The sequence below is a fragment of the Streptomyces sp. A0642 genome, from assembly GCF_004795105.1.
GTDB lineage: Bacteria > Actinomycetota > Actinomycetes > Streptomycetales > Streptomycetaceae > Streptomyces.
Genome location: NZ_SSBL01000008.1, coordinates 59,839 through 80,073, shown reverse-complemented (window position 1 = coordinate 80,073; position 20,235 = coordinate 59,839). Strand labels below are relative to the sequence as shown.

General features: G+C 71.3%; 17 protein-coding genes and 1 riboswitch. Of the genes, 14 read left to right on the top strand and 3 right to left on the bottom strand.

Annotated features, from left to right (window positions below):
• The first annotated feature begins 142 nt into the window (after nucleotides 1-142).
• Entirely contained in the window at nucleotides 143-1,321 is a 1,179-nt protein-coding gene (locus E6R60_RS16955) for an ROK family transcriptional regulator (RefSeq protein WP_136327406.1), read from the top strand.
• Nucleotides 1,322-2,099: 778 nt separating this feature from the next.
• Here E6R60_RS16955 and E6R60_RS16950 read toward each other — a convergent pair.
• The gene (locus E6R60_RS16950; protein ID WP_136327405.1) at nucleotides 2,100-4,439 is read right to left on the bottom strand and encodes a chitinase C-terminal domain-containing protein; all 2,340 of its coding nucleotides are present in this window, start codon (nucleotides 4,437-4,439) and stop codon (nucleotides 2,100-2,102) included.
• 265 nt (nucleotides 4,440-4,704) lie between these two features.
• A riboswitch (FMN riboswitch) is annotated at nucleotides 4,705-4,835 on the top strand.
• A gap of 157 nt (nucleotides 4,836-4,992) precedes the next feature.
• Between E6R60_RS16950 and ribD the strand changes: the two genes are divergently transcribed.
• The 10 genes from ribD (at nucleotide 4,993) to E6R60_RS16900 (ending at nucleotide 13,548) form a co-directional block, all read left to right on the top strand.
• The gene (gene ribD / locus E6R60_RS16945) at nucleotides 4,993-6,093 is read left to right on the top strand and encodes a bifunctional diaminohydroxyphosphoribosylaminopyrimidine deaminase/5-amino-6-(5-phosphoribosylamino)uracil reductase RibD (protein WP_136327404.1); all 1,101 of its coding nucleotides are present in this window, start codon (nucleotides 4,993-4,995) and stop codon (nucleotides 6,091-6,093) included.
• Nucleotides 6,094-6,711, top strand: a complete 618-nt coding sequence (locus E6R60_RS16940) for a riboflavin synthase (RefSeq protein ID WP_136327403.1) — start codon at nucleotides 6,094-6,096, stop codon at nucleotides 6,709-6,711. It abuts the gene before it with no gap.
• A complete protein-coding gene (locus E6R60_RS16935; protein WP_136327402.1) occupies nucleotides 6,708-7,352 on the top strand; it encodes a nicotinamide mononucleotide transporter family protein in 645 nt (214 codons plus the stop codon). Before E6R60_RS16940 ends, E6R60_RS16935 begins: the two co-directional genes overlap by 4 nt.
• Nucleotides 7,349-8,647 carry a bifunctional 3,4-dihydroxy-2-butanone-4-phosphate synthase/GTP cyclohydrolase II gene (locus E6R60_RS16930; RefSeq protein ID WP_136327401.1) on the top strand — a complete coding sequence of 433 codons (1,299 nt, stop codon included), beginning with the start codon at nucleotides 7,349-7,351 and terminating at the stop codon, nucleotides 8,645-8,647. The genes E6R60_RS16935 and E6R60_RS16930 overlap by 4 nt, the downstream gene beginning before the upstream one ends.
• Nucleotides 8,648-8,695: 48 nt before the next feature.
• Nucleotides 8,696-9,181 carry a 6,7-dimethyl-8-ribityllumazine synthase gene (ribH, locus tag E6R60_RS16925; protein WP_136327400.1) on the top strand — a complete coding sequence of 162 codons (486 nt, stop codon included), beginning with the start codon at nucleotides 8,696-8,698 and terminating at the stop codon, nucleotides 9,179-9,181.
• A gap of 35 nt (nucleotides 9,182-9,216) precedes the next feature.
• Nucleotides 9,217-9,489, top strand: a complete 273-nt coding sequence (locus E6R60_RS16920) for a phosphoribosyl-ATP diphosphatase (protein WP_018524273.1) — start codon at nucleotides 9,217-9,219, stop codon at nucleotides 9,487-9,489.
• Nucleotides 9,490-9,576: 87 nt separating this feature from the next.
• Nucleotides 9,577-10,425, top strand: coding sequence for an ATP phosphoribosyltransferase (gene hisG, locus E6R60_RS16915; protein WP_136327399.1), 849 nt, complete (start codon nucleotides 9,577-9,579; stop codon nucleotides 10,423-10,425).
• A gap of 22 nt (nucleotides 10,426-10,447) precedes the next feature.
• Nucleotides 10,448-10,900, top strand: a complete 453-nt coding sequence (locus E6R60_RS16910) for a PH domain-containing protein (RefSeq protein WP_136327398.1) — start codon at nucleotides 10,448-10,450, stop codon at nucleotides 10,898-10,900.
• Nucleotides 10,901-11,083: 183 nt separating this feature from the next.
• Entirely contained in the window at nucleotides 11,084-12,454 is a 1,371-nt protein-coding gene (locus tag E6R60_RS16905) for a hemolysin family protein (RefSeq protein WP_136327397.1), read from the top strand.
• Entirely contained in the window at nucleotides 12,451-13,548 is a 1,098-nt protein-coding gene (locus E6R60_RS16900) for a hemolysin family protein (protein WP_136327396.1), read from the top strand. Before E6R60_RS16905 ends, E6R60_RS16900 begins: the two co-directional genes overlap by 4 nt.
• A gap of 25 nt (nucleotides 13,549-13,573) precedes the next feature.
• On the opposite strand, the gene E6R60_RS16895 is transcribed toward E6R60_RS16900, so the two are convergent.
• Both E6R60_RS16895 and E6R60_RS16890 read right to left on the bottom strand, forming a co-directional pair.
• Nucleotides 13,574-15,475 (bottom strand): AAA family ATPase, encoded by a 1,902-nt coding sequence (locus E6R60_RS16895; RefSeq protein ID WP_240802606.1) that lies wholly within the window; start codon nucleotides 15,473-15,475, stop codon nucleotides 13,574-13,576.
• Nucleotides 15,476-15,835: 360 nt separating this feature from the next.
• The gene (locus tag E6R60_RS16890) at nucleotides 15,836-16,465 is read right to left on the bottom strand and encodes a hypothetical protein (RefSeq protein ID WP_136327394.1); all 630 of its coding nucleotides are present in this window, start codon (nucleotides 16,463-16,465) and stop codon (nucleotides 15,836-15,838) included.
• 174 nt (nucleotides 16,466-16,639) lie between these two features.
• Between E6R60_RS16890 and E6R60_RS16885 the strand changes: the two genes are divergently transcribed.
• The 3 genes from E6R60_RS16885 to E6R60_RS16870 all read left to right on the top strand — a co-directional run bounded on the left by E6R60_RS16885 (nucleotide 16,640) and on the right by E6R60_RS16870 (nucleotide 20,219).
• The gene (locus tag E6R60_RS16885) at nucleotides 16,640-18,010 is read left to right on the top strand and encodes a peptidase C39 family protein (RefSeq protein ID WP_136327393.1); all 1,371 of its coding nucleotides are present in this window, start codon (nucleotides 16,640-16,642) and stop codon (nucleotides 18,008-18,010) included.
• A gap of 622 nt (nucleotides 18,011-18,632) precedes the next feature.
• Entirely contained in the window at nucleotides 18,633-18,971 is a 339-nt protein-coding gene (locus E6R60_RS16880) for an alpha-amylase (RefSeq protein WP_240802605.1), read from the top strand.
• A 576-nt stretch (nucleotides 18,972-19,547) separates the two neighbouring features.
• Complete coding sequence (locus E6R60_RS16870) at nucleotides 19,548-20,219, top strand: enoyl-CoA hydratase-related protein (protein ID WP_136327392.1); 672 nt, start codon at nucleotides 19,548-19,550, stop codon at nucleotides 20,217-20,219.
• Nucleotides 20,220-20,235: the final 16 nt, after the last annotated feature.

The following is a 20,235-nucleotide window of genomic DNA, read 5'->3' as shown; positions in this document are numbered from 1 at the left end:
CCCTGGGAGTTCTCTGTCCGCCGCGGTCCGCGACGCCCCCGGCGCCCTTCTCCACGATGCGGGCAGTAAACTATCAGGAACCCTGCCTGATAAATAGCCCGCCTGGTCCCGGACCACGGCGGAGATCTGGAAGGATCCCGGCATGCCCGCATCTCCGAGCACCGCCCGGGCCATCAACGACCGGCTCGCCCTGCGCCTCCTCCAGCAGGACGGCCCGCTGACGGCCACCCAGTTGAAGACCCTGACCGGGCTCTCCCGGCCCACCGTCGCCGACCTGGTGGAACGGCTGCAGGACGCGGGACTCATCAGCGTGGTCGGGGAGACCGGGGCCGAGCGCCGCGGGCCCAACGCCCGGCTCTACGGCATCGTCGCCGACCGCGCCCACCTGGCCGGTCTCGACGTACGCACCGACAGCGTCGCCGTCGTCGTCGCCGACCTGCTGGGCGCGACCCTTGCCGAAGCCACCCTGCCGATCGGCAGCGACACCGCCACCGACGACGCCGTCGAACAGGCCGTCGCCCTCCTGGAACGCACGGCGCGCGCCGCCGGCACGGCGCCCCTGCACAGTGTCGGCATCGGCGCCCCCGGCCTCATCGACCCGGTCACCGGTGAACTGCGGGACACGACCGGCCTGCCGGCCTGGCACCGCCGGCTGGTGCGGGCCCTTCAGCAGCGGCTGCCGGCCACCGTGCTCGTGGAGAACGAGACCAATCTCGCCGCCGTCGCCGAACACCGGGTCGGAGCCGTCCAGGACCATGACACGTTCGTCCTGCTCTGGCTCGGCCACGGGGTCGGAGCGGCCGTCATGCTGGACGGGAAGCTGCGACGCGGGGCGTCGGGCGGCGCCGGCGAGATCGGCTTCCTGCCGGTTCCCGGCACGATCGGCATCCCCTCGGCCGTCAACTGTGACGGCGGCTTCCACTCGCTCGTGGGCTCGGCGCCGCTCTGCGAACTGGCCGCCGCGCACGGCATCACCGCCTGCGACGGAGGCCAGGAGCCCGGTGCCGCGGCCGCCGTCCGTGCGGCGCTTGCGGGGGAGGGCGACAGCGCAGCGTTCCTCGGCTCCCTCGCCGACCGCCTCGCCCTCGGCGTGGCCGCCGTCGCCTCGGTCCTCGACCCGGGCTGCGTGCTGCTGGCGGGCGAGGTCGGTTCGGCGGGCGGCGACGAGCTGGCCGCGTGCGTCGAGGAACGGCTCGCCATGATGTCCCCGCTGCGCACGGAGGTCCGGGCCGGGCGGCTCGGCGGCACGGCGGTCCTCCACGGCGCGGTGCTGGCCGCTCGCGAGGCGGCCCAGGACTCCTTGTTCGCCCCGCCCCGCTAACGGTCCCCTGCGGGGGGCGGTGCGCTTTGTTTTGTTTGCCCCTGTCCGGGGCGCGGGTCCCTTGCTGGGCGGGGCGCCTTGTGGTGGTTGCCCCTTGCCGGGGCGCGGGGTTCCGTCCTCAATCGCCGGACGGGCTTGGTGGGCGCGGGCCCCGCGCGGGGTGCGGGTTGCTCCGGCGGGCCGGTTCCGTCCTCAAGCGCCGGACGGGCTTGGGGTGTGCGGGTGCTCCGTGGTGCGGAGGCGCGGTACCCGGGTGGGTGGGGGTTCGGGGTCCCTCCGGGGCGTCTCCTCAAACGACGAACGTTCGGCGGGTACGCAGTCGGACCCGGGTCGGTGTTCGTCGTCCTGCGGGGACTCCCCTGCACGCCCCCGAACCCGCCCGCCGTGCGTCTGCAGCCGTCGTGTCGCCGGTGTGCAGACGCAGACGAGGCCGGGTGGGGGCGTGCAGGGGAGTCCCCGCAGGAAATGGCGTACGACTCGGGTCGTTTTCCCACCCGCCCGCACATGCCATTTCTGAGGAGTCTCCCCGGAGGGTCCCCACCCCCACCCACCGGACAGAGGCGAACACCCGCACAACACCGCGCACCCGCACCACCACAGCCCGTCCGGCGATTGAGGACGGAACCCCGCCGCCCCGCGGGGGACCCGCACATCAAGCCCGTCCGGCGATTGAGGACGGAACCCCGCCGCCCCGCGGAGGACCCGCACCACCAAGCCCGTCCGGCGCTTGAGGACGGAACCCCGCACAACACGGCGCACCCGCCGCCCCGCGAAGCCGTCAGCAGGCGCCGAGGTCCTGCCAGACGCCCCACTCACCGGTGGACCCCGGCGTCTCGCCCTTCGTCCACCACTTGGCCTTCCACTGGTGGGAACCGTGGCTGACCGTCGCCCCCGCGCCGTACTCCGCCGTCGCGCTCCACGCGGCCGCGGCGCAGGCGCCGCCCGTCGGGTCCGGCGACGGCGTGGTGCCGGTCGGGTCCGGCGACGGCGTGGAACCGCCCGGCTCGACGAGCGTCGTGCCGCGCGCCAGGTCCGCCGCCAGGGCGTACGACTGGCCACCGAAGGTGACGGTCCAGTTCGACGGCGTGGACGTCGGCAGGTAGTACACGAAGTCGACCTGCACGGACGCACCGGGCGCCAGCGTCTGCCAGGCCGGCAGTTTGAGCGAGACGCGGTTGTAGTCGCCCTTCAGGCCGCCGATGTTGTTCGCGGCGGTGTGGTCGCTGCGCACGATCGTGGTGCCGAAGCCCGACTGGTCCTTGGCGTTGGCGGGTGCCGAGGTCGCGTAGTCGAACTGGAACTCGGTGCCGCCGGGCAGCGTCGCCGAGGTGTGGTTGGTGATCTTCAGCTTGGGGCTGATGGGGTAGTTGGAGTCACCCAGCGGGAACTGGTCGAAGGAGACGTCGATGTTCAGCGCCCGGGTGGGCAGGTCGATGGTGGAGCGTTCGGCGCCGTACGGGGCCGCCGACTTGAAGGCGTCGTACATCGCGGAGGTGAGCGTGGAGCCCGGCTCGTACTGGCCCTTCGCTGCGTTCCAGCCGTAGTCGCCCGCGAGTTCCCAGATCATCGTGCCGCCGATGCCCTTGTCGGCCACGTAGGCCGCCTTGGCCTTCACCGACTGCTCGTCCTCGGTGGAGAGGAAGACCTTCTTCTCGGCGTTCCAGAGCCACGGCGCGACCAGCGTCGAGTCGTAGTTGCGGACGTACGTGCCGGTCAGCTTCGTGCCGGCGGGGAACCCGTAGTCGGTGACGTAGTCGCCGACGACGCCCTTCTCCAGGTTCTTCGCGTGCCACATGGGGTTGGAGCCGGCGGGTGCCTCCTTGCCGTTGGTGTCCTGGTCGTGCCAGAGGTTGTCGATGCCGACGGCGCCGTCGCCGCATGTGGTCAGACCCGCGCCGGCCGGGCAGTCGGTGGTGGCGGCCCTGCCCCACAGGCCGTTGGTGCCGCCTTGCACGTTCTTGAAGCCGCGGGTGTAGTACGGCAGCCCGATGTTGATGCGGCCGGACGGCATGGAACCGCGGAAGTAGTGGTAAGCCCAGTCGGTGTTGAGGTATCCGGTTCCGCCGTACTGCGAGGTCGAGTAGACGCTCGCCTGGGCGAGTTCGGCGTCCTTGCCGTCGTCGAACAGGGCGGCGTTCGGGCCGACGTATTCGTTCCAGGCGCCGTGGAGGTCGTACGACATGATGTTGACGTAGTCCAGGTACTTCTGGACCTGGAAGGTCTCCATGCCGCGCAGCAGGTAGCCGGACGAGGGGGCGGCGACGCTGAGCAGGTAGTGCTTGCCGTCTGAGGCGGACGCGCGGTCGAGCTTCTCGCGCAGGGTCTTCATCAGTGCGGCGTAGCTCTTGACCAGACCGGCCCGGCGGGCGTTGGACAGGGTCCAGTCGAGGGGGTTGCCCGCGTCCTTCATCGTGGTCGGGTACTCGTAGTCGATGTCGACGCCGTTGAAGCCGTACTTCTTGATGAAGTCGACGGTGGAGTCGGCGAAGGTGTTGATGCCGCTCTGGTTGACCGAGCCGTCGGCGTTGGTGGCCATGGAGTAGAAGCCGCCGGAGTCGATCCGCTTGCCGCTGTCGTCGAAGTAGCCGCCGGTCTCGGCCCAGCCGCCGACCGACACCATCGTCTTCACGTTCGGGTGCTGCTTCTTGAACTTGTTGAGCAGGTTGAAGTGGCCCTTGTAGGGGAGGCCGGGGTCCATTTCGGCGCCGGCGACGCCCGGCCAGGTCATGCCGGTCGAGGCGTTGGCCGGTCCGTCGCCGCCGACGGAGATCTTGTGGGCCCCGTCGACGTGGGCGAACGCGTAGTTGAGGTGGGTGACCTTGTCCCACGGGATGTCGGAGGCGAGGTAGGCGGGCTTGCCGTCCTTGCCGGTCCGCCAGTTGGTGAAGTAGCCGATGACGCGCCGCGGGTGGTCGGCGCCCATCTTCTCGCGGCCCTCGGAGTCGTACACGGAGCAGTACGGGACGGCGACGCCCGGGGTCTCGTAGAGCCCGTCGGGGCGACAGGATTCCTGGTCGGCGGCCTGCGAGGGGGTTGCGGCGAGTGAACCGACCAGCAGTGCGGCGATACCGGCGCCGGCTGCGAGCAGGGTGGTTCTCGCGCGAGTGGGGGACAGCACGTTCGGTTCCTCCTGGGGAGGTCGGCAGAACACAACTGGCAGGGGGGTGGGTCGTGTTGGTTCGCGGGTGTGCGCACACCCGCGGAACCGCTCCTCGGAGGTGACGCAGAGATTAAGAGGACTAGACCACTGCGTCAATAGGTCTGGACCAACTGGGTGCGGGTGCCTGAAAAGAGCCCTTGTCACGGGCTGTCTGTGAGCCACTCCACAGCGTTCGCCCGTATGGGTCACGGCCACTCGTGGCACACTGATCGTGTACCAGCAGCAGCGCACTCCGGGGTCGGTGCAATTCCGAACCGGCGGTTACAGTCCGCGACCCGTCCGCATCCAGCGGCCGGTTGACCAGGTGAGATTCCTGGACCGACGGTTAAAGTCCGGATGGGAGGCAGTGCGCGGCGGGCCGTTATGCGGGTACGCCGCCGTCGGCGGATGGTTTTCGGGCGACCGATCCATCCGTTTTTCGGGCATTCGGCGTCTTCCTGTGCAGCGTTCCGCTTCATCTGTCGTCATCGACAGGCCCCGGAGTCCGTGCCCGAAGAGGCAGGAGGACCCGGTGGACACCGCAGCCGACACGACCGCCATGCGCCGAGCCGTCACGCTCGCCGCCCGCGGTCTCGGCTCCACCAGCCCCAATCCGGTCGTCGGATGCGTCGTCCTCGACGCGACGGGACAGACCGTCGGCGAGGGCTTCCACCAGCGCGCCGGGGGGCCGCACGCCGAGATCCACGCCCTGCGCGCCGCCGGCGCGAAGGCACGCGGCGGCACCGCCTACGTCACCCTCGAACCCTGCAACCACACCGGTCGCACGGGTCCCTGCGCCCAGGCGCTCATCGAGGCCGGGATCGCCCGTGTCGTGTACGCGGTCGGCGACCCGAATCCGCAGGCCACCGGCGGGGCGGACACCTTGCGCGCCGCCGGGATCACCGCCGAGCGCGGCCTGCTCGGCGAGGAGGCGGAAGCGGTCAACGCCGCCTGGCTGACCTCGGTGCGCCTCGGCCGTCCGCACGTCACGTGGAAGTACGCGGCGACCCTGGACGGCAGGATCGCGGCCGCCGACGCCACCAGCCGCTGGATCACCTCCGCCGAGGCCCGCGCCGACGTCCACCGGCTGCGCGCCGAGGCGGACGCCGTGGTGGTCGGCTCCGGCACCGCCCGGACCGACGATCCCCAGCTCGGCGTCCGGGGCATCGACCGCGCCGTCCAGCCGCTCCGGGTCGTCGTCGACACCGCCGCCACCGCCGTACGGCCCGGCGCCCGGGTCCTCGACGGCGGCGCGCCCACCGTGGTCGCGGTCGCCGACGACGCCGACGCCCGCCACCTCCCCGACGAGGCCGTGCTGCGGCTGCCGCGCGCCGCCGACGGCCCCGGACTGGACCTCGCCGCCCTGCTCGCTGCCCTCCACGGCCGCGGCGTGCGCTCCGTACTCCTCGAAGGCGGCCCGACCCTGGCCGGGGCCTTCGTCGCGGCGGGACTGGTCGACAGGGTCGTCGGCTACCTCGCCCCCGTCCTCCTCGGCGCCGGCCCCGCGGCCCTCGCCGACGCCGGAATCTCCACCATCGCCCAGGCGTTGCGGCTCGATGTGACCGAGACCGTGTCCATCGGCCCCGATCTGCGCATCACCGCCGTCCCCGGCCCCGCCCGGAAGGAAATCTGAGTGTTCACCGGAATTGTCGAAGAACTGGGTGAGGTCACCGCCGTCGAGAAGCTCGGCGACGCCTCACGATTCCGCCTGCGGGGTGCCGTCGTCACCGAGGGCGCCAAGCACGGCGACTCGATCGCCGTCAACGGCGTCTGCCTGACCGTCGTCGACCTCGGCGAGCACGAGTTCACGGCCGACGTGATGGCCGAGACCCTGAACCGCTCCAGCCTCGGCGCCCTGGCCACGGGCTCCCGGGTCAACCTGGAACGCCCCATGGCGCTCGGTGGCCGGCTCGGCGGACACATCGTCCAGGGCCACGTGGACGGCACGGGCCGCATCGTCGAACGCAAGGTCTCCGAGCACTGGGAGATCGTGAAGATCTCCCTGCCCGCGGACCTCACCCGCTACGTGGTGGAGAAGGGGTCGATCACCGTCGACGGCGTCAGCCTGACCGTCGTGGACGCCGGACCCGACTACTTCACCATCAGCCTCATCCCCACCACTCTCGCCCTGACCACGCTCGGCATCAAGGGGCCCGGCGACCCGGTCAACCTCGAGGTGGACGTCATCGCGAAGTACGTCGAGCGGCTGCTCGGCAACCCCGCGCAGGAGAACGGGGAGGCGGCGAAGTGAGCGCGCTGCACTGGCTGAACTCGGAGGCGTTCACCGCCTTCGACCAGCACATCATCTGGTCCGACATGATCGGCAACACGATCGGTCTGATCGCCCTGACGCTGGGCTGGCTGCGCTCGATCTGGACCTGGCCCGCCCAGCTCCTGTCCGGCGCGGTGCTGGTCGCCGCCAACGTCTCCGTCCACCAGGCGGGCAGCGTCGGCAAGCAGGTCATCGTCATCGCCGTGGCCGTCTGGGGCTGGCAGCAGTGGACCCGCGGCCGGCAGCAGGCCCAGGACGGCACCCTCGCCGTACGGTTCGCCACCTGGCGCGAGCGCGGCTACCTGCTCGGAGGCGCCGCCCTCGGCACCCTCGCGGTCGGCGGCCTGTTCACCGCGTTCCCCTCGCTCTCCTGGAGCCCGTGGGCGGACGCGTACATCTTCGCCGGCACGCTCGTGGCGATGCTCGCCCAGGCCCGCGGCATGGTCGAGTTCTGGTTCGCCTGGCTCCTCGTCGACCTGGTCGGCGTACCGCTCAACTTCCACAGCGGTCTCGCCTTCTCGGGCCTCATCTACGTCGTCTACGGGGCCCTGGTCCTGTGGGGGATGCGCGACTGGTGGCTGCGTACGCGGACACCCGCTCTGGAAGGAGCCACGGCATGACTGCCCAGCCCACCTGGCTGCACCGCGAACACGGCGGGCCCGCCGAGGACCTCTCCCTCGACCCCGTCGAGCAGGCCATCCGTGACATCGCCGCCGGCCGGCCCGTCGTCGTCGTCGACGACGAGGACCGGGAGAACGAGGGCGACCTCGTCATCGCGGCCGAGAAGGCCACGCCCGAGATCGTCGCCTTCATGATGAGCGAGTGCCGCGGACTGATCTGCGCGCCGATGGAGAACGACGAGCTGGAACGGCTCGAACTGCCGCAGATGGTCGAGCACAACACCGAGTCGATGAAGACCGCCTTCACCGTCTCCGTGGACGCCTCGCCGTCCCACGGGGTGAGCACCGGCATCTCCGCCGCCGACCGCGCCGCCACGCTCCGGCTGCTCGCGGGCGGCCTGGCGGGACCCGGCGACTTCGTGCGCCCCGGCCACATCTTCCCGCTGCGCGCCCGCTCCGGCGGGGTCCTCGTGCGCAACGGCCACACCGAGGCCGCCGTCGACCTCGCCCGGCTTGCCGGACTGCGGCCCGCCGGCGCGATCGTCGAGATCGCCGGGGAGGACGGCGTCATGCTGCGCCTGCCCGAGCTGGTCCCGTTCGCCCGCAAGCACGGGCTGACGATCATCTCGATCGAGGACCTGATCGCCTACCGCAGGAGCGCCGAGCCGACGGTCCGCCGCGAGGCCGAGGTGCGGCTGCCCACCACCTTCGGCGCCTTCACCGCGTACGGCTACCGCTCCATCGTGGACGGCGTCGAGCACGTCGCGCTGGTCCACGGAGACATCGGAGACGGCGAGGACGTCCTGGTCCGGGTCCATTCCGAGTGCCTGACCGGCGACATCTTCCAGTCCCAGCGCTGCGACTGCGGTCCCCAGCTGCACGCGTCCATGCGGCGCATCACGGAGGAGGGCCGCGGCGTCGTCGTCTATCTGCGCGGCCACGAGGGCCGCGGCATCGGGCTTCTGTCCAAGCTGCGCGCGTACGAACTCCAGGAGCGTGGCGTCGACACCCTCGACGCCAACCTGGAGCTGGGCCTGCCCGCCGACGCCCGGGACTACGCGGCCGGCGCCCAGATCCTCGAGGACCTCGGCGTCCGCAGTCTGCGGCTCATGACGAACAACCCCGAGAAGACCGCCGCGATCCTGCGGCACGGTCTGGCCGTCACGGGACGCGAGCCGATGCCCGTCCAGGCCGGCGAGCACAATCTGCGGTACCTGCGCACCAAGCGCGACCGCATGGGCCACGACCTGCCCTGGCTCGACGCCGCCACCGCGTCGACCTGCGGCAACCAGTAACCCCCTCAACCCGGCACACCACCCCAGGAAAAGAGCGGTAGGAGAGACATGAGCGGCAAGGGCGCACCCGAACTGTCCGTACGCAACTGCGGAGACCTGCGCGTCGCGGTCATCGCGGCGCAGTGGCACGAGAAGGTCATGGACGGACTCGTCGACGGCGCGCTGCGCGCGCTGCACGAGCTCGGCATCGACGAGCCGACCCTGCTGCGGGTCCCCGGCAGCTTCGAGCTCCCGGTCGTCGCCAAGGTGCTGGCCGGCCGCGGGTACGACGCGATCGTCGCCCTCGGTGTGATCATCCGCGGGGGCACCCCGCACTTCGAATACGTGTCGCACGGCGTCACCAACGGCCTCACCCAGGTCGCCGTCGACACGGGTGTCCCCGTCGGCTTCGGCGTCCTCACGTGCGACACGGAGGAGCAGGCACTCGACCGCGCCGGCCTGGAGGGCTCCAACGAGGACAAGGGGCACGAAGCGGTCACCGCCGCCGTCGCCACCGCCACCACGCTGCGCTCGGTCAGCGAACCCTGGCGCTGAGTGCGCGTCCGGGACCCCTTATTCTTAAGGACATCATGGCGAACAAAACCTTCGAAGAGCTCTTCGCCGAGCTGCAGCTCAAGGCCGCCAACGGCGACCCCTCCACCTCCCGTACCGCCGAACTGGTGGACAAGGGCGTGCATGCCATCGGCAAGAAGGTCGTCGAGGAGGCCGCCGAGGTCTGGATGGCCGCCGAGCACGAGAGCAAGGACGCGGCCGCCGAGGAGATCTCGCAACTGCTGTACCACGTCCAGGTGATGATGGTCGCGCGCGGAATCTCCCTCGACGACGTCTACGCCCATCTCTGAGCACGGCACCCGCGCCCGCCCCTGAGCACGACCTCCGCGCCCGTCCGCACGTTCCAGCCGCCCCTTTCGCAAAGGAAACCCGACCTCATGCTGCGCATCGCCGTCCCCAACAAGGGTGCTATCTCCGGGCCGGCGATGGCGATGCTCCATGAGGCGGGCTACAAGCAGCGCAAGGAGTCCAAGGAACTCGTCCTCGTCGACCCCGACAACCAGGTCGAGTTCTTCTACCTGCGGCCGCGCGACATCGCGATCTACGTCAGCTCGGGCCGCCTCGACATCGGCATCACCGGCCGCGACCTGCTGCTGGACTCCGGTGCCGATGCCGAGGAGATCCTCCAGCTCGGCTTCGCCCGCTCCACGTTCCGCTACGCCACCAAGCCCGGCATCGCCGCCGGCCCGCAGGACTTCGACGGCATGACGATCGCCACCTCCTACGAGGGCATCGTCGCCAAGCACCTCGCCGACACCGGCGTCAACGCCTCCGTGGTCCACCTCGACGGAGCCGTGGAGACCGCCATCGAGCTGGGCGTCGCCCAGATCATCGCCGACGTCGTCGAGACCGGCACCAGCCTGCGCAACGCCGGACTCGAAGTCATCGGCGAGCCGATCATGAAGTCGGAAGCGGTCGTCATCCGCCGCAGCGGCGCCCCCGCCGACGACCCGAAGGTCCAGCAGTTCCTGCGTCGTCTGCAGGGCGTCCTGGTGGCCCGCAGCTACGTGATGATGGACTACGACTGCCGCGTCGAGCACCTGGAACGTGCCGTCGCCCTCACCCCGGGCCTGGAGTCGCCGACCATCTCCCCGCTGCACCACGAGGGCTGGGTCGCCGTCCGTTCCATGGTCGCCTCGAAGGAGGCGCAGCGGATCATGGACGACCTGTACGACCTCGGCGCCCGCGCCATCCTCACCACGGCCATCCACGCCTGCCGCCTCTGACGGCGGGAGACGGAAGAAGACCATGCCAGCCCCTGCACTGCCCGCCCTTCCGGTCACCTTCCGGCCCACCCTCACCCGGGTGGTCCTGCTGAGCGTCGGGGCGGCGATGTTCGCCGTCATCACCGTCGTCGCGTTCACCCTGGAACAGCTCAGCGGGGGAGAGAGGGTCAGCTTCGTCTTCACGGCGCTGCTCTTCTTCGGTGTCCTGGCACTGCTCAGCCGCCCCAAGATCGTGGCGGACGACAGCGGGGTGACCGTGGTCAACATCACCCGTACCCGGCGGCTGTCCTGGGCGGAGATCGTGCGCGTCAACCTGCGCGTCGGCGACCCGTGGGTCTTCCTCGACCTCAGCGACGGGACCAGCATGCCCGCCCTCGGCATCCAGCCCGGAATCGCCAGGGAACACGCCATCCGCGACGCCCGCACGCTCCGCGCCCTCGCCGAGAACCACGGCACCGGCACGGACAACCGCTGAGCCCCCTGCCCCGACGGGCCGCTCGTTGATTACTCTGGAGGGCGGTGGCGCCCTGTGCGCCCCGCCCCGCACCAGAGGCCTTCGAGCCCGCGGGGCTTTCCTGCGACCCAAGGAGTGACTCCCTCCAGCAATGGACGGATCGTCCGGTAGTACCTGCGCCGCCCCTTCCGTGGAGGCGGCGGCATGACCACCCCCCTGCTGCTTCTCGGTGCGGCATTCCTCCTCATCCTCGCCAACGGATTCTTCGTGGCGGCCGAATTCGGGCTCGTCACCGTGGAACGGGCGGACGCCGAGCGCGCCGCCGCCGAGGGCGACCGACGGGCCCGCACCGTCGTCGACGCCCTGCGCGAACTCTCCTTCCAGCTCTCCGGCACCCAGCTCGGCATCACGATCACCTCGCTGGTGGTCGGCATGCTCGCCGAGCCGGCGCTGGCCCGGCTGCTGCACGCCCCGCTGTCCCTGACCGGCCTGCCCGGCGGCGCCGTCCCCGGCATCAGCGTGGTCCTCGGCATGCTGCTCGCGGCAGCCGTCCAGATGGTCATCGGCGAACTCGTACCGAAGAACTGGGCGGTCTCCAAGCCGCTTCAGGTCGCACGGTTCGTCGCCGGACCCCAGCTGGGATTCACCCGGGTCTTCCGCCCGGTGATCGGACTGCTGAACACCGTCGCCAACCGGCTGGTACGGCTCCTGGGCGTCGAGCCCACCGAGGAGCTGGCGTCCGCCCGTACGCCGGGGGAGCTGGTCTCCCTCGCGCGGCACTCGGCCGAGGCCGGCACCCTCGAACAGGACACCGCGGACCTCTTCGTACGGACCCTGTCGCTCGCCGGGCTCACCGCCCAGCACGTGATGACGCCGCGCGTGAAGGTCAGTGCCCTCCAGTCCTCCGCGACCGCGGCGGACGTCCTCAACCTCACCCGCGCCACCGGCCTCTCCCGCTTCCCCGTCTACCGGGAGCGCATCGACGAGGTCGTCGGCATGGTCCACCTCAAGGACGCGCTGGCCGTTCCCGCCCCGGACCGTCTGCGGACCCCCGCGGGCCGGATCGCCGTGCCGCCGCTGCTGGTGCCCGAGACCCTGCCCGTCGAGCAGCTGCTCCAGCGGCTGCGCAACGAGCAGCCGATCGCCGTCGTGGTCGACGAGTACGGCGGCACCGCCGGAGTCGTCACGCTGGAGGACATCATCGAGGAGCTCGTCGGCGAGGTGCGCGACGAGCACGACGCCGAAGGCGCCGACCGCCCCGAGCTGACCGCCGCGGCCGCCGAGGACGGGCGGCCCGCTTGGGACGCCGAAGGAAGCTGCCGCGTGCTGACCCTGCACCGGATAGGCCTCGACGTCCCCGACGGCCCCTACGAGACCGTCGCCGGGCTGGTCGCCGACCTGCTGGGCCGGATTCCCGCCCCGGGTGACCGGGCCGAACTGCCCGGATGGCGGATCGCCGTCCGCGAGGTCGGCCACTACCGGGCCGAGAAGGTCCGCTTCGTGCGCCTGGCCGAGGCACCCGCACCGGCCGCCGCGCCGCGGGCGTCCCGCCGTGTTCTGGAGGCCGCACGATGAGCCTGGTCCAGTTGGTCTTCGCCGGGCTTCTCGTCCTGGCGAACGGCTTCTTCGTCGGGGCGGAGTTCGCCCTCGTCTCGGTGCGCCGCAGCCAGGTCGAACCCCTGGCGGCAGCCGGGTCGAGCCGGGCCCGCCAGGTGCTGCACGGCCTGGAGAACCTGCCGCAGATGATGGCGGCCGCCCAGTTCGGGATCACGATCTGCTCGCTGACCCTCGGCGCCGTGGCCGAACCCACCGTCGCCCGGCTGCTGGAGCCGGTGTTCCACGCGGGGCACCTGCCGGAGGGGATGATCCACCCGCTCGGCTTCGTGCTGGCGCTGGCCTTCGTCGTCTTCCTCCACCTCGTCGTCGGCGAGATGGTCCCGAAGAACCTGGCCATGGCGGCCCCGGAGAAGACGGCGCTGTGGCTCAGCCCCGGCCTCGTCGGCTTCGCCCGCCTCTGCCGGCCGGTCACCTCGGCGCTCGGCGCCTGCGCCCGGCTGGTGCTCCGGATCTTCGGGGTCGAGCCGAAGGACGAGGTGGAGGCCGTCTTCACCAGCGAGCAGCTCAACCGGCTCGTCGAGGACTCCGGACAGGCCGGGCTCCTGGAGCCGGAGGCGCAGGAACGGCTGGAGGACGCCCTCGAACTCGGCAGCCGGCCCGTCACCGACGTGCTGCTGCGCCGGGCGTCGCTGGTGACGGTGGACCCGTCCGTCACCCCGCGCCGCATCGAGGAGCTCACCGTACGGACCGGCTACTCGCGCTTCCCCGTCTGCGCGGAGGGCGGCGGCCCGTTCATGGGCTACCTGCACGTCAAGGACGTCCTCGACCTGGAGGACGGCGAGCGGGCCGTCCCGCAGCACGTGTGGCGCCCCATGGCGACCGTACGGGCCGAACTGCCCCTGGACGACGCCCTGACGGTGATGCGCCGCGCGGCGACGCATCTGGCGCAGGTCGCCGACGCGTCGGGCCGCGTCCTGGGCCTCGTGGCCATGGAGGACGTACTGGAAATGCTGGTCGGAGAGGTACGGGACCCGGCCCACCGGGTTTCGGAGCCCCGCCGCACCGAGGAACGGCAGACCGGCTCGGACGAACTGTCCGCCCTGGTCGGGTAGGCCCGGCCGGGCCGGCAGGAGGCGCTCACACCTCGGGCGGTTCCTGCCGGTCCCGCCCCACCGGGCCCCGCCCGGACAGCACCTCGCCGTACGCCTGCATCAGGTCCGGCAGCCGCAGCGTCGCCAGATCGTCCCGCGTCGGCACCGTCGCGTACCCCGAGAGCCGCAGATCGCGGTAGGCGCAGCTCTTCTCGTACAGCGTGCGCAGGAAACGCCCGTTGCCCAGCTCGTCCAGCCATCCCTGGTCGACGACATGGCCGCTGATGGAGCGCAGCTCCTCCAGCGACTCCTCGTCCCACGCGTCCCCGTTCTCCGCGGCCAGCACTTCGCCGATGGAGGTGAGTTCCAGCGGGCGGTAGCTGGGGAAGTCCACCCGGGTGGTGAAGCGGGACGAGAGCCCGGGGTTGGTGGACAGCAGCCGGTCCATGCCCTCCGGGTAGCCGGCCAGGATGACGACGAGATGGTCCCGGTTGTCCTCCGCGCGCTTGAGGAGGACCTGCAGGGCTTCGTCGCCGTACGCGTCGCCCTTGCTGTACCCGGTGTTGGAGAGGCTGTACGCCTCGTCGACGAAGAGCACCCCGCCCAGTGCCGAGTCGATCAGCTCGTTGGCCTTGACCGCCGTCTGCCCCAGGAACTCGCCGACCAGGTCCGCCCGCTGGGCCTCGACCAGATGGTCCCCGCCCAGCAGACCCAGCGCGTAGAACACCCGCCCGAGGATCCGGGCCACCGTCGTCTTGCCGGTCCCGGACGGCCCCGAGAAGACGAAATGCCGCTTCGGCGGCTGTACGGGCAACCCCTGGCCCGACCGCAGTCTCGCCATGTTCAGCTGCGCCGACAACGCCTTGACCTGCCGTTTCACCGGTTCCAGACCGACCATCCGCTCCAGCTCCGCCAGCGCCTCGGCGAGCAGCACCGGATCGGCGGGTCCCGCCGGGAACGGGTGCGGCGTGGGGGCCGCCCGCTTCTGTCGTGCCCCGCCCGCCGGCGCCCCGACGCCCGGCAGGTTCGGCGCCTCGCCGCCGGGCCGCAGCTCCCTGCCGTCCACCAGATCGGTGCCCAGCAGCGAGTCGCCGTCCGGCTGGGCTTCCGCGAACGCCCCGTCCGCGCCCAGCCCGGTCAGCGAGACGGCGGCCAGGCCGGACGCCTCCTCGGAGCCGTCCAGCCCGTCGTAGTCCGCGATCGCGGCCAGCCGCGCGGAGGTGTCCATGAACGCGGGGTCGATGCGGTGGACCGCCCGGTACAGGGGCAGCGCGGCCGCGCTGCGGCCGGTGCCCTCGTGCGCGCGGGCCAGCCAGTAGCGCAGTTCCTTGCGCTGGGGCTGCTCGCTTCGGCAGCGCATGAGTGCGGTGGACAGCAGGGGTTCGGCCTGCCCGTACATCTCCAGCCGCACCCGCGCCATCCCGCCGAAGAGCCCTGCTTCGATGCCCAGCAGCGGATCGTCGAGCAGCTGCTCCGTATGGCGTACGAGCTGGTCCCAGTCCTTGACGAGGTAGGAACGGCAGGCGTGCAGGAAGCGGACCTGCGGGTCGGCGTCCACCGGCGGCAGTCCCGCCAGCGCCCGGTCGAGTTCGGGGACATGACGGCCGTCCAGCCAGTGCGAGGCGTGCGCGAGCAGCAGGTCGCGCGGGCTCTCCAGGACCGGCTGTACCCACCAGCCGAGCCAGTACCAGGAGTTGAGGGTGCGTCGGTAACGCCCGCGCTGGTCGCCGAACCGGTCGCGGTGGCGGTACATGTGCAGCAGCGCCGCCGTCGTGTCGACCCGCAGCGCGTGAAGGCCGAGCCAGGCGTCCGCCATGCCGGGATCGAGCCGCACCGCGGCTCTGAACTCCTCCTCGGCCTGCGGATAAGCGCCCATCGTGTAGGCGTCCACGCCGCGCAGCCACGCGAGGTCGGCCGGGGCCTGTGTGCCCTGCGTGCCGATGTCCATCAGGTCCCCCACAAACCGTGCCCCCAGGATGTCCCGCCGGGCACGCCGGTCCGCCGGGGCGCGCCGAATCACTGTGCCATGGACGGGAATTGACCGCACCGAGAGGCATCGTACCTGCGCAGGGAGTATGCGACTAAGGGCGCCGCAAGCCGAAGGCGGCCATTACCCACGGTAGGCGAAAGCGGGTGCGAGGAAGACGGAAACGGGCGCCAGGCGCAGAGCGAAGCCCCCGATCACGGGGGAACAACCGGGGGCTTCGCGTCTGCGGGGGCTCCGAAAAGCCGCACATTGAGAACGTAAGACCTGTACCGCCCCCGGGTCAAGCAGAGTTGAGGCACTTCCGGTCTGTTTTCCGACTGCTCAGTATGGCCGCACCGGGTCGTCGCACTGAGTGACGGAATGGTTCATTCCTGCTGTCGCGGGAGTTCCCTCCAGCCACTCGTACCCCACAGGCAACTGACGTACCAGAGCATCGGCCCAGGGGCGCGAGGGATCGGCCGAGAAATGAGCCGCCTCGGCAGCCGTCCAGCCGTTCCAGAAGGCGCTCAGCGCCGGTCCGTCGCGCCGCCGGCCCCGCTCCCAGGACTCCGCGGCCGGCAGGTCCATCCACAGCAGGTGCGCGAGAGCCGGGCGCAGGTCCCGCCGTCCCGCGCCGACGCCCTCGATCACCACCAGCGGGGCCGCGGCCAGCGAGCGCGGGGGCCCGAAGCTGCGCGCCGTCCAGTCGTACGGCGCGTAGCGGGCGGTCTCGCCGCGCGACAGCGGGCCGGTCACCTGGTCCCGGAGCCTTCCGGTCCAGCCGAACAGTTCCTCGTGCGTGGCCAGATCGTCCAGGTGCAGCACGGGGGCGTCGCCGAGCGCCGCCGCGAGCCGGGCGGCGAAGGTGCTCTTGCCGGATCCCGCGTGGCCGTCGACGGCGATCAGCCGGACCGGCCCGCAGGACGGCGGCAGGGCGCGCAGGCGTGCGACGAGGCGCGAGAGGTCGTTCATGGCCCCAGCCTACGAGCCGGTGCGGAGCAACCCCAGGTCACGCCAGTGGTCCAGACCCATATTGGTCCTTCGGCACGGGCCGAATCGCTGGCCGAAACGGGGGCCGACCCGCAATAGTTGGCGCACTGTCGTGCACCCGCAGCCCCATTCCTCTGACGACCGGGGGTCTCGCCCATGCCCAGTCCGACCTCACGCAGAACCGTGCTCACCGCCGCGATCGCGGCGGCGGCCGGCACCGGAGCGGTGTCGTCCGCCGCTTCCGCTTCCGCCGCTGCTCAACCCCGTACCCGGACCGACGCGCCTTCGGCGGCGCCCTCCTCCGTGGACAACCGATTCTGGTCGACGTACACCGAGTGGCGCTGCGGATCCGGCGCGGGAACCCGTGCCGTCGCGGGCCGCCGCGCGGGGCTGGTGATCGGACACCCGCTGGGGCGTACCGACTACACCGACCCGCACACCGGCACCACCGCGGCCTGGGACTACGCGACCTGGACCTCACCGGTCCACCGCTCCACCGTCCCGGCCACCGAGGTGATCGCCTCCTGGAACGCGGACACGCCCGCCGGCACCTGGATCCAGATCGAACTGCGGGGCGACTACTCGGACGGGACCGAGACCCCCTGGTACGTCATGGGCCGCTGGGCCGCGGGCGACGGGGACATCCGCCGTACCTCGGTCGACGACCAGACCGACGGCAAGAGCTCCATCTGGACCGACACCTTCTCGGTGGACGACGCGGCGAGCGGCCTGCGCCTGCTCTCGTACCGGCTGCGGCTGACCCTGTACCGCACGCCGGGCACCCGGCTCACGCCGACGGTGTGGCGCGTCGGCGCGATGGCCTCGGACATCCCCGACCGCTTCACCGTGCCCGCTTCCGCCCCCGGCCTCGCCCGGGAGTTGCCGGTGCCGCGCTACTCGCAGAACGTGCACGTGGGGCAGTACCCCGAGTACGACAACGGCGGCGAGGCGTGGTGCAGTCCCACCTCCTCGCAGATGATCATCGAGTACTGGGGCCGCAGGCCCACAGCCGAGGACCTCGCCTGGGTCAAGCCGGGCCTGGAGGACCCCCAGGTCTGCCACGCCGCGCGCTTCACGTACGACCATCAGTACGAGGGCTGCGGGAACTGGCCGTTCAACGCCGCCTATGCGGCGACGTACGAGGACATGAACGCCGCGGTGACCCGGCTCGGCTCGCTGGAGGACCTGGAGACCCTGGTCCGGGCCGGAATCCCGGTCATCACGTCACAGTCGTTCCTCAAGACCGAACTGACCGGCGCGGGCTACGGCACGTCCGGCCACCTGATGACGGTGATCGGCTTCACCGAGGACGGCGATGTGATCGCCAACGACCCGGCGTCGCCGAGTGATGAGGCGGTGCGGCGGGTCTACCTGCGCGCCGAGTGGGAGAACATCTGGCTGCGTACGAAGCGCTACGACGCGAACGGCAAGGTCAGAAGCGGTACGGGGGGTGTCTGTTACATCTTCTGGCCGGTCCGCGTTTCCGCAGCTCAGAGGGCAGTTCTGCGGGGCCTCGACCTCCTCTAAGGTCACGAAGGGGCGCCCCGCTCCGGGTCTCGGATGGGGCGCCTTGCTCGTGCAGTCAGGGGCGCGGGGAGGGTCTGGGGAGATCTTTTAGCCTTCGAACCACGCCTGCATCGCAGTCCTGCCCCGGCCATCGGCCTCCTGCATCATGTGCGCATAGATCCGCAGGTGATCGACGCGTTCATATGGCCCAGCCAATTCGAGACCGCCACGATCGGCTCCCGGGCGGCAACGCCGATGAGAGGGGCGGTAAACGCTGCCGCGGACGCCCCGGCGCTCGAGTGGAGCTCCGCCGCCCCGGCCCGCGGTGCCGCCGTCGTCCTTGCTCCGGCCGGGCGCGGCGAGGGCCGCCCCGGCCCCGCTCGCCGCGCTGCTCGCGGGGCGTCGATTATCGGTCACGCTGAGCTGCGGTTCCTGCGGCGTTACGGGCAGTGGCCGACGCCGCCAAGGGGGAGCGAGGGCGCGCTGACGCCGGATCTTTCCTCGCTCAGCCGGTGGATCAGTGAAACGTGTTGCAGGCGCAAGAATGCCTTCTGACGTGTTGGTTAAGGTTCGACGCCCGGCCATGGCTGAAACTTCTTGCAAGAGTTTGCGCAAACCGTCGGCCCCGTCGAGGATGCGGGGCATGACGAACCTCCTGAAGCGCATATCCCGACCGGCCACCCTCGGCGCGATGACCGCGGCCGGGCTCCTGGTGGCGCTGACCGCCGCCCCGTCCGCCTCGGCCGCGACCGACGTCCCCGCTCCGGAGTGCGTGCAGTCCTACCAGAGCTGGCGCTACACCGATGTCTTCAACGGCTGCGGCGAGACCGTCGCCGTCACGGCCGAGTACACGAACGGCCAGTCTGCCCCGTGCCGCGTCCTTGCGCCCGGTGCCTGGGCGACCTTCGCCGGCTACGGAACGGACGGCAACTACGTCACGGGGCTCCGAAGCTGCGACCCCCTCGCGACAAGCGGCGCCTGATTCCCGGCGTCCCCGGACCGGGTGCGGCGAGGTGTTCTCGGCGGCTTCACGGTCGTCGGCTTCGCCGCCCCGGGACGCGACGCCGACGTGTCGATTCGCCCTAGGCGGTTTCGCCTGAGCCGAGAGCCGCCGGACGGCGCTGTCTTGTGGCCGCGGCCGAGCAACTCCGTGGTCGGGCAATTCCGTGGCTGAGCAATTCCGCGGTCCTCGCACTTGCCTGTGCTGCGAGGGACCCCATAAGTTACCGGTGGGTAGTCCATGTGCGGCTCGCCCGGCCGTGTGGAGGTGGGGCGGGTGAGCCGGCGCAGAAGCGACGGTCGGGAGCGGATGCTCCTCGGCGCCGCCGCTCCGCTGCGGCGGAACGCGGCCGCAGGCTCGGTGTCTCCTCATCGCCGCGGGCGAAGGCGTGGTGATCCCGTGCCGGGCCGAGCCGAGCACCGGCCCGATCGAGGCCGCCGCCGAGATCCACGGCCTTCTCCGCCACGCCCTGCGGGAGGGTCCGGAAGCCGGACCGCTGCCCGGGACGCAGCCCGCACTCCTCTTCGACCCATGTCAGCTCAGTCCGAAGGAGTCGCCATGCCCTCGCTCGACCGCCACGACAACGTCTTCGTCCTCGACCTCGGAGACGGCGAGAACCGCTTCCATCCCGACTGGCTCGCCGCCGTCGGCGCCGCGCTCGACGAAGTGGAGAAAGCGGAGGGGCCGCGCGCGCTGGTCACCGCCGCCACCGGCAAGTTCTACTCCAACGGGCTCGACCTGGACTGGCTGTTCGCCCATGCCGACCAGCATCAGGACTACGTGGTCGCGGTCCACGAGCTCCTCGCCCGGGTCCTGTCGCTGCCGGTCGTCACGGTGGCCGCGCTGCAGGGGCACACCTTCGCCGCCGGTGCGATGTTCTCGCTCGCCCACGACTTCCGCGTCATGCGCGCCGACCGCGGTTACTGGTGTCTGCCCGAGGCGGACATCAACATCCCCTTCACTCCCGGCATGGCCGCCCTCATCCAGGCGCGGCTGGCGCCGCAGACCGCACACCGGGCCATGATCACCGCCCACCGCTACGGCGGGTCCGATGCCGAGGCCGCCGGCATCGTCGACCACGCGGTCGGCGAGGACTCCGTGCGCTCCACCGCGATCGAGATCGCCCAGGCACAGGTCGACAAGGCCGGCGACACCCTCGGCACGATCAAGGCCCGCATGTACGCCCCGGCTGTCGCCACCCTGCGCGACACCACCGACCCGCTCGGCTGAGCCGACACCGCACCGA

Excerpts from the sequence above, each read along its gene's own strand:
- E6R60_RS16905 (WP_136327397.1), top strand. The coding sequence starts at position 11,084 with ATGACCACCCCCCTGCTGCTTCTCGGTGCGGCATTCCTCCTCATCCTC.
- E6R60_RS16900 (WP_136327396.1), top strand. The coding sequence starts at position 12,451 with ATGAGCCTGGTCCAGTTGGTCTTCGCCGGGCTTCTCGTCCTGGCGAAC.
- hisG (WP_136327399.1), top strand. The coding sequence starts at position 9,577 with ATGCTGCGCATCGCCGTCCCCAACAAGGGTGCTATCTCCGGGCCGGCG.
- ribH (WP_136327400.1), top strand. The coding sequence starts at position 8,696 with ATGAGCGGCAAGGGCGCACCCGAACTGTCCGTACGCAACTGCGGAGAC.
- E6R60_RS16895 (WP_240802606.1), bottom strand. The coding sequence starts at position 15,475 with ATGGACATCGGCACGCAGGGCACACAGGCCCCGGCCGACCTCGCGTGG.
- E6R60_RS16930 (WP_136327401.1), top strand. The coding sequence starts at position 7,349 with ATGACTGCCCAGCCCACCTGGCTGCACCGCGAACACGGCGGGCCCGCC.
- E6R60_RS16910 (WP_136327398.1), top strand. The coding sequence starts at position 10,448 with ATGCCAGCCCCTGCACTGCCCGCCCTTCCGGTCACCTTCCGGCCCACC.
- E6R60_RS16890 (WP_136327394.1), bottom strand. The coding sequence starts at position 16,465 with ATGAACGACCTCTCGCGCCTCGTCGCACGCCTGCGCGCCCTGCCGCCG.
- E6R60_RS16885 (WP_136327393.1), top strand. The coding sequence starts at position 16,640 with ATGCCCAGTCCGACCTCACGCAGAACCGTGCTCACCGCCGCGATCGCG.
- E6R60_RS16955 (WP_136327406.1), top strand. The coding sequence starts at position 143 with ATGCCCGCATCTCCGAGCACCGCCCGGGCCATCAACGACCGGCTCGCC.
- E6R60_RS16920 (WP_018524273.1), top strand. The coding sequence starts at position 9,217 with ATGGCGAACAAAACCTTCGAAGAGCTCTTCGCCGAGCTGCAGCTCAAG.
- E6R60_RS16880 (WP_240802605.1), top strand. The coding sequence starts at position 18,633 with ATGACGAACCTCCTGAAGCGCATATCCCGACCGGCCACCCTCGGCGCG.
- E6R60_RS16870 (WP_136327392.1), top strand. The coding sequence starts at position 19,548 with ATGCCCTCGCTCGACCGCCACGACAACGTCTTCGTCCTCGACCTCGGA.